Annotated in this window: 1 protein-coding gene and 1 pseudogene; both read left to right on the forward strand. The window is 65.9% G+C overall.

Translation table 11 applies throughout. The features are described from left to right. A partial coding sequence (locus AC1DJT_RS36855) for an ABC transporter permease (protein WP_476836079.1) occupies positions 1 to 837 on the forward strand: 837 nt, incomplete at its 5' end. Next, positions 834 to 1,104 (forward strand): annotated as a pseudogene (locus AC1DJT_RS36860) (hypothetical protein); the annotation flags it as partial. The gene AC1DJT_RS36855 and the pseudogene AC1DJT_RS36860, both read left to right, overlap by 4 nt.

The following is a 1,104-nucleotide window of genomic DNA, read 5'->3' on the forward strand; positions in this document are numbered from 1 at the left end:
ACGCTTGGGCTCAATGCGGCTCCCGAGGCGCTGGCGGCCCTGCGCCTGGAGATGGGGCTCGACAAGCCGGCACTGGTCCGTTTTCTCGCCTGGATTTCGGGCCTCCTGACCGGCGATCTCGGCCTGAGCTACACCTATCGTGTGCCGGTGGCCCAGCTGATCGGCGAGCGGATGGCTGTCACCCTGCCATTGGCGCTGGGGGCGATCATGCTGGCTACATCGATTGGCGTTCCACTTGGCTTGCTCGCCGCAGCCAATCATAATCGGCCGACCGATGCGGCCGTGATGGTCTTCGCGCAGCTCGGGCTGGCTGTTCCGAATTTCTGGTTCGGCCTCTTGCTCGTGCTGCTTTTCGCGATCGGGCTCGGCTGGTTTCCGGCCGGCGGTTTCCCGGGCTGGCAGGCCGGGCCGGCTGCTGCCGTGAAGGCGCTGCTGCTGCCGGCCCTCGCGCTCGCCCTGCCGCAGGCGGCGATCCTGGCCAGGGTGACGCGCTCCTCGATGCTCGACACGCTGCAGGAGGATTTCGTCCGTACCGCTCGCGCCAAGGGACTGGCAGAACCGGTCACGGTGGTCAGGCATGCACTGCGCAACGCCTTGATTCCGGTCGTTACCATCATGGGGCTGCAATTCTCGGTGCTGATCGCCGGCGCGATCATCATCGAGAATGTCTTTGCGCTGCCGGGGCTCGGGCGCCTCGTCTTCCAGTCGATCACCCAGCATGACCTGATCGTCGTGAAGGATCTGGTGATGCTGTTTGCCGGCCTCGCCATCCTGGTGAATTTTGCGGTCGAGCTCGTCTATGGGCTCATCGACCCGCGCCTGAGGGAGGCGTCGTGACACCGGCCGGTGCGTCGGCCCCGGTCTCGGCGAAACGCTGGTGGACGGGCCCCTCCTTCCTGATCGGTTTCGCGCTGACCGGGATCATCGTTGCGGGGGCGCTGCTGTCCTATGTCTGGACGCCCTATCCGCCGACGCAGATGATGATCCTGAATCGCCTGAAGCCCCCTTCGGCGACGAACTGGTTCGGGACCGACCAATTCGGTCGCGACGTCTTCTCGATGATCATGGTGGGCGCCCGCAACTCGCTGGCGGTCGGGCTCGGCG

The sequence above is a fragment of the Allobosea sp. 05T422_2 genome, assembly GCF_056396265.1.